Origin of the sequence: Bifidobacterium sp. UBA6881, assembly GCA_002451435.1 — a bacterium.
In the GTDB taxonomy this organism is placed as follows: domain Bacteria; phylum Actinomycetota; class Actinomycetes; order Actinomycetales; family Bifidobacteriaceae; genus Bifidobacterium.
On sequence record DKCF01000105.1, the window covers coordinates 685 to 13,965 of the forward strand.

Genomic DNA, 13,281 nt, shown 5'->3' on the forward strand with positions numbered 1-13,281 from the left:
ACGAGGATGGCGCCATCCATCTGGGCGGCACCGGTGATCATGTTCTTCACGAAGTCGGCGTGGCCCGGGCAGTCGACGTGAGCGTAGTGACGCTTCTCGGTCTGGTACTCGATGTGGGCGATGTTGATGGTGATACCACGAGCGGCCTCTTCCGGAGCGGAATCGATCTGGTTGAAGTCGTACTCCGGGTTCACGTCCGGGTATTCCTCGTGCAGCACCTTGGAGATAGCTGCGGTCAGAGTGGTCTTACCGTGGTCGACGTGGCCGATGGTACCAATGTTAACGTGCGGCTTAGTACGCTCGTACTTTTCCTTTGCCATGTGTTTGTCCTCCTGGACGTCTCGTAGTAATCAGCCTTGAACTTAATCAAGGCACTCGCTACATTTTACTGGGTTTGACGGGTTTGTGCCACTTTGGAGCCCGAACCCAGTCAGCGCTACAGAATACTAGCGCCGACTGGGGACAGTTTCCAATGCGGCTGCGGCGCGTGTCACTCGCCGCGCTGGGCCTTGATGATCTCCTCGGAGACGTTCTTCGGAACCTCTGCGTAGGAGTCCATCTGCATGGTGAACATTGCGCGGCCCTGGGTCTTGGAACGAAGATCGCCGATGTAACCGAACATCTCGGACAGCGGGACCTTGGCGTCGATGACCTTGACACCGGTGGAGTCGGTCATGGACTGGATGGAACCACGACGGGCGTTGATGTCGCCCATCACGTCGCCCATGTACTCTTCCGGCGTACGCACTTCCACGGCCATGATCGGCTCGAGGATGACCGGCTTGGCCTTCGGGGCAGCTTCCTTGAAGCACATGGAACCTGCGATCTTGAAGGCCATTTCGGAGGAATCGACATCGTGGGTCTGGCCATCGGTGACGGTCGCCTTGACGCCGACCACCGGGAAGCCGGCGAGGACGCCGGATTCCATGGCTTCCTGCACACCAGCATCGATGGAAGGAATGAATTCCTTGGTGATGTGGCCGCCGGTGACCTCGTTGACGAACTCGTAGGTCTCGCCGTTCTCGGTGTCGAGCGGCTCGAAGTTCATCAGGACCTTTGCGAACTGGCCGGAACCACCGGTCTGCTTCTTGTGCGTGTATTCCTGGTTCATGACGGCCTTGCGGATCGTCTCGCGGTATGCAACCTGCGGGTTACCGACGTTGCACTCCACCTTGAACTCACGACGCATACGGTCGACGATGATGTCGAGCTGCAGCTCGCCCATGCCGGAGATCAGGGTCTGGCCGGATTCCTCATCGGTCTTCACCTGGAAGGTCGGATCCTCGTCGGAGAGCTTCGCCAGAGCGATGCTCATCTTCTCCTGATCGGCCTTGGTCTTCGGCTCCACGGCCACCTCGATCACCGGATCGGGGAAGGTCATGGACTCGAGGGAGATCGGAGCCTTCTCATCGCACAGGGTGTCACCGGTGGTGATGTTCTTCAGACCCACGAAGGTGTAGATGTTGCCGGCTTCGGCGGCATCCACCGGGTTCTCCTTGTCGGCGTGCATCTGGAAGATCTTGCCGACGCGTTCCTTCTTGCCCTTGGTGGAATCGAGCACGTTGTCGCCCGGCTTCACGGAACCGGAGTAGACGCGCACGAACACGAGCTTGCCGTAGAACGGGTGGGTGGAGATCTTGAAGACCAGTGCGGAGAACGGGTCGTCGACGGTCGGCTTGCGGTCGATCTCGACGGACTCGTCGGCCGGGTCGAAGCCGACGATGGACGGAACGTCCTCCGGGCTCGGCAGGTAGTCGACGACGGCGTCCAGCATCGGCTGCACACCCTTGTCCTTGAAGGCGGAGCCGCAGAGCACCGGGTAGGCCTCACGGCTGATGGTGAGCTTGCGGATGCCCGCGCGGATCTCTTCCTCGGTCAGTTCGCCGGATTCGAGGTACTTCTCGAGCAGCTCCTCGTCGGATTCCGCGACCTGGTCGAGCAGCTCGGAACGGTACTGCTCAGCCTTGTCCTGCAGGTCGGCCGGGATGTCAACGGTGTCGTAGTGGGCACCCATATCGTCCTTGACGTCGTTCCAGACGTAGGCCTTCATACGGATCAGGTCGACGACGCCGGCGAAGTCGTTCTCAGCGCCGATCGGCAGCTGCACGACGAGCGGGGTGGCGCCCAGCTTCTTCTTGATGGTGTCGACGGAGTAGTAGAAGTCGGCGCCGAGCTTATCCATCTTGTTGATGAAGCAGATACGCGGAACGCCGTACTTGTCGGCCTGGCGCCACACGGTTTCGGACTGCGGCTCCACGCCTTCCTTGCCATCGAACACGGCCACAGCACCGTCGAGCACTCGCAGGGAGCGCTCCACCTCGGCCGTGAAGTCCACGTGGCCAGGGGTATCGATGATGTTGATCTGGAACTTGTCCTTCACGTCGTGCGTCTGACGGTTCCAGAAGCAGGTGGTGGCGGCGGACTGAATGGTGATGCCGCGCTCCTGCTCCTGCGCCATGAAGTCCATCGTCGAGGCGCCATCGTGGGTCTCGCCGATCTTGTAGTTCTTGCCGGTGTAGTACAGGATACGTTCGGTGGTGGTGGTCTTACCAGCATCGATGTGAGCCATGATACCGATGTTACGGATCTGGTTCAGATTAGTAAGCACGTCTAGTGCCATGAGTGTTCCTTAACTCTCGTTCTTGACTAATTACCAGCGGTAATGAGCGAAGGCCTTGTTGGCCTCTGCCATCTTATGAGTATCCTCGCGACGCTTGACAGAAGCGCCGAGACCGTTGGAGGCGTCGAGGATTTCGTTGGCCAGACGCTCGGCCATGGTCTTCTCACGACGAGCGCGGGAGAAATCGGTCAGCCAGCGCAGGGACAGGGTGTTCGCGCGAGCGGGCTTGACCTCGACCGGGACCTGGTAGGTGGCGCCACCGACACGGCGGGAACGCACCTCGAGGGACGGGCGGATGTTGTCGAGAGCGCGCTTCAGAACGGCCACCGGCTCCTGATCGGTCTTTTCCTTGACCATATCGAGAGCGGAGTAGACGATGTCTTCGGCGATCGACTTCTTGCCGTCGAGCAGAATCTTGTTGATGAGCTGTGCCACAACGGTGGAACCGTAGATCGGATCCGGCAGCAGCTGATGCTTCTTGGAAGGTCCTTTACGTGACATATCTCTTACTTCGCCTTCTTTGCTCCGTACAGGGAACGACCCTGCTTGCGGTCCTTAACGCCCTGGGTATCGAGGGCACCACGCACGATGTGGTAACGCACACCCGGCAGATCCTTGACACGGCCGCCGCGCACGAGCACGATGGAGTGCTCCTGCAGGTTGTGGCCTTCGCCCGGGATGTAAGCGGTGACTTCCACACCGGAGCTCAGGCGCACACGGGCGACCTTACGCAGTGCGGAGTTCGGCTTCTTCGGGGTGGTGGTGTAAACACGGGTGCACACGCCGCGGCGCAGCGGGCTTCCCTTCAGTGCCAAAGTCTTGGACTTCTTCGGCTTTGCCTGACGTCCCTTGCGGACGAGCTGTTCAATAGTAGGCAACTTGAATTCTCCGATTCAGTGATTTCTTTTGTCTTCGTGTGACCGCCGCACCGCGCCCACACCCCATGACACTGAATCATGAAGATAGCCACAGTCCACCGGCCCGATGGCCCGTCCCTCTCTCACCGCCGCATTGCTGCGCGTGATGCAGTCGAGTTCTGGGATATCCCAACCCGCACGCCTGTCACATAAGGCATGCCGTTGGCACACACGGATTACAAGTATACGAATGCCGCGGACAACTTCCAAATGCCGTGTCGCGCGGCATCTCACCCAAAACCGATTCCGCATAACGAACGGCCCGACGGTCGAACCGCCGGGCCGTTCGCCTGGGGAAGGAGGTCCCAAATCCATCTCACGCGCCGCCTTGCGCGTCTTCATCATCCATGCATCTTGCATCTTGTTATGCTTTGCGGCCCGGCGCCATCGCCGTATTTCCTCATCGCCGCCATCTCGAATCGCTTATTCAGTTATATCCCGAAGGCGTTGCATCCGCAGATCCAAGACCCGAGACGCTTCGTTGCGACCTGGTGAACACTCATCCGATCCACAACTCCGGCCTTCGTTTACAGTATATCCAAAACGAACAGACGACACGTCAAGAAAGCCATCAAATCCCAATAATTCCAAGGTTTTTGCAGTCTCACTCAAAACGAACAGAACATTACCACACACCGTAAAAATCAATCAAAAACAAACAATCCCTGAATCGTCATGTGCGATTCAGGGATTGCGCAAGCGTCAGCGGCGATCAGTCGGAGACCGAAGACTCGACTTTCGGCTCGGCATTGGCGTCCACGGCCGCGGAGCCCTTCTCACCATTGCCGGAGTCCGGGTGAATCTGATGCTTGTCGTCATGGTTGCGCCACCAGCTCGACAGCACGGAACCGGAGATGTTGTGCCACACGCTGAAGAACGTCGACGGAACGGCCGCCAGCGGATTGGCCGCGAAGGAGCTCAACGCCAAAGTGGCGCCCAACGCGGAGTCCTGCATGCCGACCTCGAAGGTGATCGCCTTCTGCTGGGCGTAGCGGAAGCCCTTCGGATACACCTTGTACATGAGCTTGGAGAAGCCGAAACCAAGCGCGTATCCGCACAGGTTGTGGAGCATGACCACCGGGATGGCGAGCAGCGAGGAGGCCACGAACAGCTTCGGGCCATTGGCCGCGACCACCACGCCGATGATGAGCAGGATGGCCACCTGCGACACGATGGGCAGGGCCACCGTGACCTTCTCGATCTTCTCCTTGAAGATGGCGTGGCAGACCACACCCAAGGCGATCGGGAACAGCACCACCTTGACGGCGTTGATGAACAGCGACTGCGCGGGCACGGTCACGTACTGGGAGGCGAGCCACTGCATCAGCAGAGGAATCATGAACGGCGCGCACAGCGTGGAAAGGATGCCGATGGACACATCCAGCGCCACATCGCCGCGGCTCAGATAGCTCATCACGTTGGAGGACGTGCCGGACGGGCAGCACCCGACCAGGATCACGCCGACCGCAAGCGCGCCGTCGAGGCGGAAGATCCAGCACAGCAGCACGGCGACCAACGGCATGATCACGAAGTGCGCGACGGTGCCGACGATGACCATCAGAGGCTGGGTGAGGATGCGCTTGAAATCGTCAAGCGTCAGCGTCAGTCCCATGCCGAACAGCACGATTCCCAACATATATCCGGTGTATGCCTTGCCCCACAGGCTGGTCTGAGGCACGAAATAGTTGAACACCGCCCACACGATCACAATCGCGGTGAACCACTTGGTAAGCCAATCTCCAAATGCTTTGACCTTCTGCATGTATCTCTTCTTCGTTCCATTTATGAGAAAAGGCCGGCTTGCGACCGACCTCATTGCTTCATCTTTTGGATTGCGGCTACAACCTACGCACCAGCAGGACGACGGCACATGGTCATGTTCGCATGGTGAACATCGTTCGTCGGACGCGTTGCGGCTCCCGCGGACGTTTCCGACGGCCGTAGCGACGTCGGTTTCAGGCGCAATTCCTCGAATCGCGCTCCACGAATCCCCCGTCTCCCATCCGCAACACGCCGATAAGCGCTTTCCCCAAAAAACGTGTATAGTGTTCATCCGTTGCGCTTCTACAGAAGTGTGAACATGGTGGCTATAGCTCAGTTGGTAGAGCATCTGATTGTGGTTCAGAAGGTCGCGCGTTCGAGCCGCGTTAGCCACCCCGGCAAAACCTCGGAAGCAATTCCGAGGTTTTTTGTTATCCATACCCATCTCATACGGCGTCGGCATCCGCGGACGCGATAGTACAAAGGATTCGGCATGCTGTCTTTCGAAAACGATTATTCCTGCACCGCGACGCCGGAGATCATCGCACGCATCGACGAAATCGCGCGGAACCAGTACCAGGGATACGGCGCCGACGAAATCTGCGACATGGCGAAAGACAAGATCCGCAAGGCGTGCGCATGCCCCGACGCCGAGATCTTCTTCCTGGTGGGCGGCACACAGACCAACCAGACCGTCATCGACTCGATCACCCCGCAATACGCGGGCGTGGTGGCGGCCGACACCGGCCATGTGAACGTGCATGAGGCCGGCGCCATCGAATTCACCGGACACAAAGTGCTCACCCTCCCCCACCACAACGGCAAGATCGACGCGCACGAGCTCGATGAATACTGCGCCACCTTCTATGGGGACGCGAACTACACGCACATGGTGTTCCCCGGCTGCGTCTACATCTCGCAGGCCACCGAATACGGCACGCTGTACACGCTCGCCGAGCTTGAGGCGCTCCGCGAGGTGTGCACGAAATACGACATGCCGCTGTTCATCGACGGCGCGCGCCTCGGCTACGCACTGACCGCCACCGGCAACGACGTGACGCTCGAGGACATCGCCCGCATCGCCGACGTGTTCTACATAGGCGGCACCAAGGTGGGCGCCATGTTCGGCGAGGCCGTGGTGTTCACGCATGGCAACATGCCGGAGCACTTCCTGACGCTTGTCAAGCAGCACGGCGCCTTGCTTGCGAAGGGCTGGCTGCTCGGCGTGCAGTTCGACACGCTGTTTACCGACGACCTGTACACCCGCATCGCGCGCCGCGCCAACGCCGCGGCCGACCGCATCCGCAGGGTGCTGGTGGAACGCGGCTACACGCTGACGTTCGACGCGCCGACCAATCAGATCTTCATCACCTTGGACAACGAGACGTCCCAGCGACTGCAACGTGACGTGCGTCTGGGCTTCATGGAGAAGGCCGACGACACGCACACCGTCATGCGCATCTGCACCAGCTGGTCCACCACCGACGAACAGGTGGAGCGTCTCATCGCCCTGCTCTAGCATCGCCCATGGTGGGTTCAGACCACCACTCCGTACCACATCGCCGACACGGGCGGCATATGGCATGAACATGCGCGCCGGCTGCGTCCGACGCCATGGATTCCCTCACTCCGCACGATTGTCTGCGATCGCCTCGCGCTCCATGTCCACGAACGCACGCACGGACGCCTCCACGGAATAATGCTCCTTGGTGTGTTCCGCATACACCGCGCCCCATCGCGACAGTTCGGCCGGATGATCGATCCACCAATCGATGCGCCGCGCCAACGCCTCCACATCGTCGACGGGAAACAGCGATTCGTCGCATAACGCGAACTGGCCGGCGGCGCTCAGTTCAGAGGACGCGATCACCGGCACCAATCCCGACGCCATGCCTTCGATGACGCTCACCGATTCCAGGTCCGCGATCGACGGATGCACCAGCAAGTCGGCGGAATGCAGCAATGCGGGCATATCGGCGTTCCGATGGAATCCGATGGATGCGGGACGTTGCAGCAGCCGCGAGGCAAGACGACGCAACTTCCTTTTCAACGGTCCGGTGCCGGCTATCGTCAGTTCGATGTCCCGCGCGTGCCGGCAGCGCGCGATCGCGCGGATCAGCATGACGTGGTTCTTCTCATTGGTCAGCCGTCCCGAGGCGACGATGCGGAACGGCGACGGCGACGGTTCGTCCGCCGCGCGCTGCCGCTTGGGTACGAACCGCGCCTCGTACCCGTTGGAGATGACGTGCAGTTTCGCGGTGTAGCCGTGCGCCCGAAGCAGGCTGGCACCGAGCTCCGTCGGCACATGCACATGGCCGATTTTGCGGTACAGCCAGATGTCGAACAACCGGTAGATCAACGATTCGATGCCGGGCATATGTTTCAAAGGACCGGCCGAATAGGTGATGTTCTCCGGCTGCACATGGTATCCGGCCGTGACCGCGACACCCATCTGCATGGCGATTTTGCATGCGCGTCGGCCGAAACGGAACGGCGTATAGATATGCACCACGTCCACGCCGCGGAACGCCGCGCGGAACAGCGTGTCGCTCGGCTCGGCGAATTGCATCTGCTGTTTTTTCGCAATCCAGCTGACCAACGGCACATGGTTGACGCGCGCGGGATATTCGGGGGCTCCGATGCCGACCAGGCGCACATGATGCCCCTGCCGTTCCAATTCCCGCGCCCATTGCAACGCCGAATTCGAAGTGCCGTTGCCCCGATTGCCTGACGTGTCGACCACCATGGCGATCGTCAGAGGACGCTGCCGCTCATTCTTCTCTTCATCGGACATGCGTTCCATCCTATGTTCCGCCATGGGATATGGGAATTTCTTGGGCAGATCCATCGCCACTGCCCATTTACAGCCATTACCTTATTCGGACGCCGCAGTCTGCGATGCGGCGCCGGTGGGACGACTGACGATGCGATTTGCGGCACGTAATGCAACGGAATCTTCCAAAACGCAGACGACGCCGGAAAATACTTCGCATTCCAATGGCACAATGGAACCATGACTGAAGAGAAGCGTGCCTTGGGCACTCCGCTTGGCAAACATCCGACCCGCGTACTGTTCCTCGGTTCAGGTGAACTGGGCAAGGAAGTCACCATCGAATTGATGAGGCTCGGCGCATGGGTGTGCGCGGCCGATTCCTACGAGGGCGCGCCCGCGCAGCAGGTGGCGCACGAGCATCGCGTGCTCGACATGGCGAACCCCGTCGAATTGCGCGCCTTGTTCGACGAGATCAAACCCGACATCATCGTTCCGGAAGTCGAGGCGATCGCCACCGCCGAATTGGCCGAGGCCGCACGACATGGCGCGCAAGTGGTTCCCAGCGCCGAGATCGCCGCGATCTGCATGGACCGCGAACGTCTGCGCGTGCTCGCGCATGAGGAACTGGGGCTGCCGACCACGCCATACCGTTTCGCCGGCTCGCTCGACGAGCTGCGGGCAGGCGCCGAAACCATCGGCTACCCATGCGTGGTCAAACCGATCATGAGCTCTTCGGGGCATGGCCAGTCCGTGGTCCGCTCCGCCGACGCCATCGACGCCGCATGGGTCGAGGCGCAGGAAGGACGCCGCGCGCACGACGAAGGCGACGTGTCCCGCGTGATCGTCGAAGCCCTGGCTCCGCTCGACTACGAGCTGACGGTGCTGACCGTCAGCTCCAGCGCGGGCATCGTGACATGCTCCCCCATCGGGCAACGGCAGGAAAGCGGCGACTACCGCGAATCCTGGCAGCCGGCATCGTTCACCCCAGAGGTGCTCGAGCAGGCAACGCACATCGCCAGAACCGCGGTGGAGGGCCTGGTGGCGAAGGCAAAGGCCTCCGGCGAGAAGGGCTGGGGCGTGTTCGGCGTGGAGCTGTTCGTGCTCACGGACGGTTCGGTGCTGTTCAACGAGGTCTCTCCCCGACCGCACGACACCGGCATGGTGACCATGGCATCGCAGCGTCTGAGCGAATTCGCGCTGCATGCCCGCGCGATCCTCGGACTGCCCATTACCCAAGGCCATGTCGCGCTGTCCATTCCCGAAGGGACCGCGGCGGCAAGCCACGCGATCGTCGTGGAAGGCGATGGCGAGGCGGAATTCGGCGATGTGGACAAAGCGCTCGCCGCTCCCGGCACCGATCTGCGCATCTTCGCCAAGCCCGAAGTGCATGGCCATCGGCGCATGGCGGTGGCGCTGGCCATCGGGAAGAACGCCGACGAGGCACGCGAAAAAGCCGCGAACGTCACCGAATCGCTTACGGTGGGCATCGCCTGAATCTCTTTCGGAAGGCCTGCTCGAAAACATTCCGAAAACACCGCCGGAGGCTTGGGAATGTAGCCTCCGGTTGGTATCTTGTTAACCGTCGAATTCACCAAACTATCTACCTCCCATACACCAGGAAAGGCGAGTAATGGAGAAGTTGGAGAAGCTCTACGAGGGCAAAGCCAAGCAACTGTACGCAACTGACGATCCGGAGGTGCTCTGGGTCGAATACAAGAACTCCGCTACCGCAGGTGACGGCGAAAAGAAGGAAGACTTCGCCGGCAAGGGTAGGCTGAACAACCTCATCACCACCATCATCTTCGACCTGCTGAAGAAGCGCGGCATCGACAGCCACCTCGTGGCCCGCGTCAACGACACCGCGCAGCTGGTCAAGAAGGTGAAGATGTTCCCGCTGGAGATCGTGCTGCGCAACACCGCGGCCGGCCACTTCTGCTCCCGTCTGGGCGTGGAGGAAGGCATCGAGCTGAAGGAACCGGTGCTGGAATACTTCATGAAGAACGACGACCTGCACGATCCGTTCGTGAACGATGACGATCTGGTCGCCCTGGGCGTCTGCACCCGCGAAGACCTGGCCGAAATCGCCCCGCTCGCCCGCCGCATCAACGAAGCCCTGATCGAGATTTTCGCGAAGATCGACGTCAAGCTCGTGGACTTCAAGATCGAAATGGGCCGCACTTCCGATGGCAAGCTGCTGCTGGCCGACGAGATCACGCCTGATTCCTGCCGTCTGTGGGACCAGCGCGACCACTCCGGCAAGGTCGAGCACCTCGACAAGGATCTGTTCCGCCGCAATCTGGGCAACATCATCCCGGCTTACGAGGAGATCGAAGGCCGTCTGGCCGACCTCGCCAAATCCGAGGGCATCGAAATCTCCGAATGACGTTTCCGCAGCCCGCATCCGAATTCCGATCCGGATGCGGGCTGCGTCGTCTCTTTCCGCAATTCCTGCGGTTGCATCCGTATAAATCCCCACAAGCCCCTCTTTCAAGGAGTTGACCATGGTTTTTCGCGTATACGTGGAAAAGAAGCCCGGCTTTGACGTCGAGGCCCAGCAACTTGCCAATGAGCTCAAGACCATCCTTGGCATCAAGGCATTGAAGAACGTTCGTCTCGTCAACCGCTACGACGTGGAAGGCATCAGCGAAGAGCTGTTCAAGCAGGCCACGCCGACCGTGTTCAGCGAACCGCAGGTGGACAACGTCTCCGCCGACCTGCCTGATTTCGGTTCCGATTCCGTATTCGCCGTGGAATACCTGCCCGGCCAGTTCGACCAGCGCGCGGATTCCGCCAGCGAATGCATCCAGCTGATCTCCCAGGGCGAGCGTCCTACGGTGCGCTCCGCCAAGGTGTACGCGCTGGAGGGAGCGCTTTCCGAAGCCGATGTCGAAGCCATCAAGCATTACGTGATCAACCCGGTCGAGGCCCGCGAAGCCTCGCTGGATGTGAAGACCACGCTGAAGACCCAGGTGCCGGTGCCCGGCAAGGTCGAGGTCATCGACGGATTCCGCACCATGAGCGACGCGGAGCTCGAACAGTTCATCGAAGACCGCGATCTGGCCATGGATCTGGCCGACCTGCAGTTCTGCCGCGAGCACTTCACCGAGGAGCATCGCGACCCGACGATCACCGAGATCAAGGTGATCGACACCTACTGGTCCGACCACTGCCGCCACACCACGTTCGGCACGCAGCTCGACGAGGTGAAGATCGACGATGCCACCGTCAAGGCCGCGTTCGACAAGTATCTTGAGATCCGTCACGAACTCGGCCGCGACAAGAAGCCTGTGTGCCTGATGGATATGGGCACGATCGGCGCGAAGTGGCTCAAGAAGAACGGCATTCTGAAGAACCTCGACGAATCCGAGGAAATCAACGCCTGCACCGTCAAGGTGAAGGTGGACGTGAACGGGCACGACGAGGACTGGCTGTTCCTGTTCAAGAACGAGACGCACAACCACCCCACCGAGATCGAACCGTTCGGCGGCGCGGCCACCTGCATCGGTGGCTGCATCCGCGACCCGCTCTCCGGCCGTTCCTACGTGTATCAGGCAATGCGCGTGACCGGCGCAGCCGACCCGACCGTTCCGGTCTCCGAAACCCTCGAAGGCAAGCTGCCGCAGCGTAAGATCGTCACCACCGCTGCCGCCGGATACTCCTCCTACGGCAACCAGATCGGTCTGGCGACCGGTCAGGTGGACGAGATCTACCACCCAGGTTATGTGGCCAAGCGCATGGAGGTCGGTGCGGTCGTGGCCGCGACTCCGGCCGATCATGTGCGCCGCGAGACCCCGGCTCCGGGCGACAAGGTCATTCTGCTCGGCGGACGTACCGGCCGCGACGGCATCGGCGGCGCGACCGGCGCGTCCAAGGCGCACAACGTCGAATCCCTGGAACTCGACGGTGCCGAGGTGCAGAAGGGCAACGCCCCCGTGGAACGCAAGCTGCAGCGGTTGTTCCGTCGCGGCGACGCATGCCGTCTGATCAAGCGCTGCAACGATTTCGGCGCGGGCGGCGTGTCCGTGGCGGTCGGCGAGCTGGCCGACGGCCTGTACGTGGACCTCAACAAGGTGTCGAAGAAGTACGAGGGTCTGGACGGCACCGAACTGGCGATCTCCGAATCGCAGGAGCGCATGGCCGTCGACGTGGCCGCGGAGGACGTGGACGAGTTCCTCGGCTACGCCAAGGAAGAGAACCTCGAGGCCGAAGTCATCGCGACCGTGACCGAGGATCCGCGCATGACCATGGTGTGGAACGGCGACACGATCGTGGATCTGTCGCGTGAATTCCTCGCCTCCAACGGCGCTCCGAAGCATCAGGTGGTGCATATCGAGACGCAGCACGGCTATTCCACTCCATGGAAGACGGGCACATTGGACGAGCGCATGCACGCCATGCTCACCGATTTGAACGTGGCCTCCAACAAGGGCCTTTCCGAGCGTTTTGACTCCACCATCGGAGCCGGCACGGTGCTTATGCCGTTCGGCGGCCGCAAGCAGCTGACCCCGAACATGGCCATGGTCGCCAAACTGCCGGTGTTCGGCGAAACCACCACCGCCTCCGCGATGGCATGGGGCTTCAATCCGTACATCATGGAGAAGAACCAGTTCACCGGCGCCTACCTGTCCGTGGTGGAGTCGCTGTCGAAGCTGGTGGCTGCCGGTTTCGAGCATGAGAAGGCGTACCTGAGCTTCCAGGAGTACTTCGAGAAGCTGCGCGACGAGCCGGAGCGTTGGGGCAAGCCGATGGCCGCGGTGCTGGGTGCGCTGATGGCGCAGATCGATCTCGGTGCCGGCGCAATCGGCGGCAAGGACTCCATGTCCGGCACGTTCGAGCATCTCGATGTTCCGCCGACCCTGATCTCCTTCGCGGTGGCTGTGGGCAACATGAAGCGCGCCACCTCCCCGGAGTTCAAGGGCGCCGGCCACCGTGTGATCCGCATCGCACCGCGCTATCAGGCCGATGGCCTCACCCCGGACAAGGATTCGCTGTTGGAGGCGTTCTCCACGGTCGAGTCCCTGACCGATTTCGGCGACGCGCTGGCCGTATCCACACCGGGCTATGGCGCCACCGCCGAGGCGATCTTCAAGATGACCGTCGGCAACCAGATCGGTGTGACGCTCAACTCCGCGATCTCCGTGGACGATCTGTTCGTACCGGCGTACGGTTCCTTCATCATCGAACTCGCCGACGGCGCCAAGGTTCCGGCG

At 61.0% G+C, this 13,281-nt stretch carries 10 protein-coding genes and 1 tRNA gene; 5 read left to right on the forward strand and 6 right to left on the reverse strand.

Going from position 1 to position 13,281, the window contains the following annotated elements; all coding sequences use genetic code 11:
- The 5 genes from B3C64_RS07860 to B3C64_RS07880 form a co-directional block, all read right to left on the reverse strand.
- Positions 1–320: GTP-binding protein (locus B3C64_RS07860; RefSeq protein ID WP_291534926.1), on the reverse strand; the 320-nt coding region annotated here is incomplete at its 3' end.
- A 170-nt stretch (positions 321–490) separates the two neighbouring features.
- Complete coding sequence (gene fusA, locus B3C64_RS07865; protein ID WP_291534927.1) at positions 491–2,620, reverse strand: elongation factor G; 2,130 nt, start codon at positions 2,618–2,620, stop codon at positions 491–493.
- Positions 2,621–2,650: 30 nt separating this feature from the next.
- The gene (gene rpsG / locus B3C64_RS07870) at positions 2,651–3,121 is read right to left on the reverse strand and encodes a 30S ribosomal protein S7 (RefSeq protein WP_003836460.1); all 471 of its coding nucleotides are present in this window, start codon (positions 3,119–3,121) and stop codon (positions 2,651–2,653) included.
- A 5-nt stretch (positions 3,122–3,126) separates the two neighbouring features.
- Positions 3,127–3,498 carry a 30S ribosomal protein S12 gene (rpsL, locus tag B3C64_RS07875; protein WP_003808601.1) on the reverse strand — a complete coding sequence of 124 codons (372 nt, stop codon included), beginning with the start codon at positions 3,496–3,498 and terminating at the stop codon, positions 3,127–3,129.
- 751 nt (positions 3,499–4,249) lie between these two features.
- A complete protein-coding gene (locus B3C64_RS07880) occupies positions 4,250–5,299 on the reverse strand; it encodes a bile acid:sodium symporter family protein (protein WP_291534928.1) in 1,050 nt (349 codons plus the stop codon).
- A 321-nt stretch (positions 5,300–5,620) separates the two neighbouring features.
- On the opposite strand from B3C64_RS07880, the gene B3C64_RS07885 reads away from it, so the two are divergent.
- Positions 5,621–5,693, forward strand: a tRNA-His gene (locus tag B3C64_RS07885).
- Between the two features lie 98 nt (positions 5,694–5,791).
- A complete protein-coding gene (locus tag B3C64_RS07890) occupies positions 5,792–6,817 on the forward strand; it encodes a threonine aldolase family protein (protein WP_291534929.1) in 1,026 nt (341 codons plus the stop codon).
- 105 nt (positions 6,818–6,922) lie between these two features.
- Here B3C64_RS07890 and B3C64_RS07895 read toward each other — a convergent pair whose 3' ends face one another.
- On the reverse strand, positions 6,923–8,116 hold the full coding sequence (locus tag B3C64_RS07895) for a glycosyltransferase (RefSeq protein WP_414632186.1): 1,194 nt from the start codon (positions 8,114–8,116) through the stop codon (positions 6,923–6,925).
- A gap of 195 nt (positions 8,117–8,311) precedes the next feature.
- Here B3C64_RS07895 and purT point away from each other — a divergent pair, with 195 nt between their 5' ends.
- The 3 genes from purT to B3C64_RS07910 all read left to right on the forward strand — a co-directional run.
- Positions 8,312–9,565, forward strand: a complete 1,254-nt coding sequence (gene purT, locus B3C64_RS07900) for a formate-dependent phosphoribosylglycinamide formyltransferase (RefSeq protein WP_291534931.1) — start codon at positions 8,312–8,314, stop codon at positions 9,563–9,565.
- Between the two features lie 136 nt (positions 9,566–9,701).
- The gene (gene purC, locus B3C64_RS07905; RefSeq protein WP_291534932.1) at positions 9,702–10,454 is read left to right on the forward strand and encodes a phosphoribosylaminoimidazolesuccinocarboxamide synthase; all 753 of its coding nucleotides are present in this window, start codon (positions 9,702–9,704) and stop codon (positions 10,452–10,454) included.
- 118 nt (positions 10,455–10,572) lie between these two features.
- Positions 10,573–13,281 (forward strand): phosphoribosylformylglycinamidine synthase (locus tag B3C64_RS07910; protein ID WP_291534933.1); only part of this gene is annotated, 2,709 nt, incomplete at its 3' end.